The following is a 4,426-nucleotide window of genomic DNA, read 5'->3' on the forward strand; positions in this document are numbered from 1 at the left end:
ACCCGGTTCGACAAGCTCGCGGTTCGTTACCAGGCCACGATCCATGTCGCGGTGATCAATCAATGGTTGCGGCAGTCGTGAGGGCGAGCCGCAGGCCCGCCCTCACGACTTCGAGACAGAACCTAGCGGTGCCCTCCCGCACGGACACCATTAGTTGCCGACCACGGGAGGGACGGGCGAATGGCCGTCATCATCGGGATGGATCCACACAAACACTCGGCCACCATCGAAGTCATCGACGAGACCGGTCGAGTTCTGGCCACCGGCCGGTACCGCACCGAGGCCACCGGCTACGCCGAAATGCTCACCGCCACACAGCGATTCACTGATCGGGTGTGGGCGGTCGAGGGCTGCAACGGCATCGGCCGCGATCTCGCGCACCGTCTGGTCCACGACGGGGAAACCGTCATCGATGTCCCCGCGAAACTCTCAGCGCAGGTGCGGGTCTTCGCCACCGGCAACGGCCGCAAGACCGACCCGGTCGACGCGCACTCGGTGGTGCTGGCGGCCCTGCACGCACCAAACCTGCGTCGGGTCACCGCGGATCCTGAACTAATCGCCCTGGGCATGCTCGCCGACCGTCGCGACGAGCTCGGTCGCGCCCGCACCGAAACCCTGTGCCGGCTGCATCGGTTGCTGCTCGAGCTGATTGCCGGTGGCGCCAAACAGTTTCTCCTCGGCCCGCCAAGCCCGCGAGCTGATCGCGACGATCACACCGAAAGACGCGGCCGTGCGGGTCCGGCGGCGACTGGCCGTCGAGCTGATCGAGGACCTGGAAACCATCGACCGCAAGATCAGAGCTGCGGACAAGGAGTTGCGACAACTGATCACTGACCGCAGGTCTACGTTGATGGACCTTCACGGCATCGGACCCTCCAGCGCGGCAAGGCTTTTGGCCGACACCGGCGACATCCACCGCTTCGGCAACCGGGACCGGTTCGCTTCCTGGAACGGCACCGCACCCCTGGACGCCTCCTCTGGCGAGCAGCAACGACATCGACTCTCCCGTGCCGGAAACCGCAAGATCAACCGGGTGCTGCACATCATGGCAGTGGTCCAGCTGCGCAACCGAACCGCCGGGCGCGTCTACTACGACGCCCGTAAAGCTGGCGGGAAAACCTCCATGGAAGCACTGCGAGCGCTCAAACGAAAGCTGTCCAATGTCGTCTACGCCCGGATGCTCGCCGATCAGCGGCGTCGTGAATGGGCAGGCCCGGGAGGGCAATCGGGAACGACCACTGACTCCAGCGCGACCAGCTTCAACCCGCACACCGATCCTTCGGACAACCACATCCCGGACCCAATAATCAGGCTAACCCCGCACCGACATCCACGTCTTGACATAGAGGGGAGCCATTACCGCGCACTTGCCAAGCAGCGTGTTATTCGCGTCGGTCAGCCTAGGCCGGAACCGGGCGGGTCCGGTCGGTAGCCAGTAGAACGGCGACGACGCCGAGCATTGTGCCGGTGACCCAGCGTTGTGCCCGCATCCAGAGCGGGCGGCCGGTCAGGAACGCTGCGATTGTGGCGGCTCCCAGCACGATCAAGCCGTTGACCGTCAGCGCGATACCGATCTGCACTGCGCCCAGCAGCAGGCTCTGCAACCAGACTCGCCCCTGTTCTGGGGTCACGAACTGCGGGATCAACGCCATGTAGATGATCGCGATCTTGGGATTGAGCAGGTTGGTGACCAGCCCCATGGTGAAGAGCCTGCGCGTGGAGTCGGCGGGCAGATCGGAGGGCTCGAACACAGAGATGCCGCCGCGCAACGTCTTCCATGCCAAGTACGCCAGATACGCTGCGCCGGCCAGCTTCATGCTCAGATACAACCCCGGCACCACCGCGAAGATCGCGGTAATCCCGACGGTGGCGGCCACGAGATACACCATGAACCCGACGGCCACACCCGATAGCGATACCAGCCCCGCTCGCCGTCCCTGCGATATGGTGCGCGACACCAGATACATCATGTTCGGGCCCGGCGTCAGCACCATTCCCAACTCGGTCGCGGCCACTCCCAACACCGCCGTGGTTTCGATCATGCTCTCATCCTGGGGTACAGCTGGTTATTTGTCGCGAGCCAGTTCCGACGCACTGGAACAGTAACCGTTGCTGTCGCGAGAACCCGCCGTTGAAACATCGCGGAATCGGCAGAAGCGGACGTTCACGACCGCGCGCCCAGCGGCATGTGCGGATGTTCAGAACTGGCCGCTTGTAAGCGGGTCGAATCGACGGTCATCTGGAAGGCGTGGGCAGCAGCGCTGCCCACGCCGCTGGGTGTTGAGAATTGATCTCGGGCTCAACACCGGCGCCCCTCGGGGATCAGTTGCACTGCTACCGCAGCCACGGTCAGTAGTCGTTCCTGGGTCGGCCACGGGAGATGCTCATACGGTTGCCATTTCGTGATTCCAGCGCGCTCGGGCATGTGCGATTGCCGTCCGGCATCCCGCTGCGGGGCGTACTCTCGAAGAGTTCGCAGATCAACCATGGACGTCAGCAGTGGTTCGTCCAAATCTTTAGTGGCACAACGATTTATCGTCCGCACATTGCCTCAAGAGAGCAGGTGTAGCGCATGGCCACCGAAAGTTCCCAGACAGAGGTTGCAGAGTCCACCGACGGGGAGCGTGAAGCCCACATCGAGGCGCTGATTCGCGAGGGTGTTCCGCGGGAGGAGGTGGAGCCGGTATACGCGGTCAGCGACGCGCAAGCGCGACAGATAGCGTCCGAGGAGCTGGCGGAAGCGCGGCGGCTGGAGGACGAGATGATCGCCGAGCTGCCCGCGGCGGATCAGGAAGAGTTCCGGCAGGTCCAGCGCGAGTTGGCCGCTCTGGGTTATGAAGTTCACGCGGTGGCGAAGTGGTGGGGTTTCGAGGTCCACCTCAACGCCGAAGCCGCCAAGCTGGCCGCCGACATCACCGAGTACATCGGCAAGATGGTGGCATTGATCCCGGCAGTGGCACCATTCAAGCCTTTGATCAAGCTGTACTGCAAGATCAAGGCCGCGTGGATCAAGGCGGTCGGGGAGAGTTACGGGTGCAAGCTCGTCTCGCCGTGGATCGCTCCTGGCATGCTCATCCCGATCTCTTTGGCGCCGAGGGCCGACACCAGCTTGTGGTGGACGGTGTTCGAGGAGGGCCAGGGGTGGAGTGAGGACACGCGGTTCCCGATGCATGCCAGCGAGTCCAACCCAGCGCTGGCCGCATTGGGGGGGGAACTGTACTGCGTCCATCGCGGCGGTGGTTCCGATGTGAACCTTTGGCAGGCCGTCTACAACCCCGACACAGGATGGGGCACCGACACCCCCTTCACACGCCACGCCAGCGATCAAGGTCCCGCGTTGGCCGCATTCAACAACGGGCTCTACCTTCTCCACAAAGGCAACTCCGGTGATGTAAACCTGTGGATGACAAGAAAACCGGGCCCCAACGCCGCCTGGACGCCGGACGAGCGGTTGCCCAGGAACGCCACCAGTGTGGGTCCGGCGCTCGCGGTCTTCGGCGACCGGCTGTACTGCGTTCACCGCGGATCAGGCAACGACGCCAACCTGTGGTGGACCTCCATCGACCGTAACAGTGGCGCCTGGCCCGGCGACACGGCAATCCCAGGAGTAGCGACCGACGCCAACCCGGCGTTGGCGGTGTTCCAGGGCAAGTTGTATTGCGTCCACAAAGGCAACGGGAGCGACAAGAGCCTGTGGTGGACCACCTTCGACGGCAGCAGATGGACCGCGGACCGGAAGTTCCCCAACCACGGCACTTCCGCCGGCCCGGCTCTGGCCGTGTTCAAGAACAAGTTGTACTGCGTGCACCGGGGAAACTATGACCAGAGCCTGTGGTGGACCTGCTTCGATGGCACTAGCTGGACCCCGGACAGGGAACTCAGTCGGCATGCCAGCAACGCAGGCCCGGCCCTGATCGTGTACCGCGACAAGAACAGTGACCGCGAACAGCTGCTGTGCGTGCACCGCGGCTTCGGCACCAAGAGCGCGACCGATGGCCACGCAGCCGCAACCCCGGAGTCGTCCGCCACGTAGAAGCCGGCACAGGTTGAACCGGGAAATCTCGGACGATCATGCGGCTCACCGGGTCGAGGGGACCCGGTGAGCCGCATGTGGTGGGGTTCCGGTAGTAATCGCCCACTGTGTCGAGAATCGTTCGGTTCTCGAGCACCTGGCGCGGGCTCGCGAACCTCGTTGGGTGGCCGCGCCAGGTGGTGTCGAGAAACGCGTGGGAAGCCGCGATTGTCCGACAACTTGCATTGATCGATTTCGGACGGATACCGCCCGTTGCCACACGGTAATCGGCTACTTAGAGACTTGTGCCACGGCCGACGCCCGGCCAGGCTCGGTCGAGGTGTCCGGCGGGACGCTCTCTTTTCGGCTGTCCACCACGAATTTTGGTGTGACTCTCTTTTGGCGTGCGTCCCA

Annotated in this window: 4 protein-coding genes; 3 read left to right on the plus strand and 1 reads right to left on the minus strand. The window is 63.8% G+C overall.

The window, feature by feature from the left end; translation table 11 throughout:
- Positions 1 to 180: 180 nt before the first annotated feature.
- Complete coding sequence (locus ACLMAL_RS39305; protein WP_412003716.1) at positions 181 to 834, plus strand: IS110 family transposase; 654 nt, start codon at positions 181 to 183, stop codon at positions 832 to 834.
- A 16-nt stretch (positions 835 to 850) separates the two neighbouring features.
- Positions 851 to 1,432 (plus strand): transposase, encoded by a 582-nt coding sequence (locus ACLMAL_RS39310; RefSeq protein WP_412003717.1) that lies wholly within the window; start codon positions 851 to 853, stop codon positions 1,430 to 1,432.
- Here the strand turns inward: ACLMAL_RS39310 and ACLMAL_RS39315 are convergent.
- Positions 1,401 to 2,042, minus strand: coding sequence for a LysE family translocator (locus tag ACLMAL_RS39315; RefSeq protein WP_412003718.1), 642 nt, complete (start codon positions 2,040 to 2,042; stop codon positions 1,401 to 1,403). The genes ACLMAL_RS39310 and ACLMAL_RS39315 overlap by 32 nt on opposite strands.
- 530 nt (positions 2,043 to 2,572) lie before the next feature.
- Here ACLMAL_RS39315 and ACLMAL_RS39320 point away from each other — a divergent pair.
- Positions 2,573 to 4,033: a hypothetical protein gene (locus ACLMAL_RS39320; RefSeq protein ID WP_412003719.1), complete on the plus strand. Its 1,461-nt coding sequence runs from the start codon at positions 2,573 to 2,575 to the stop codon at positions 4,031 to 4,033.
- Positions 4,034 to 4,426 lie beyond the last annotated feature (393 nt).

Origin of the sequence: Nocardia sp. CWNU-33 (assembly GCF_046764895.1) — a bacterium.
Taxonomy (GTDB): Bacteria; Actinomycetota; Actinomycetes; order Mycobacteriales; family Mycobacteriaceae; genus Nocardia.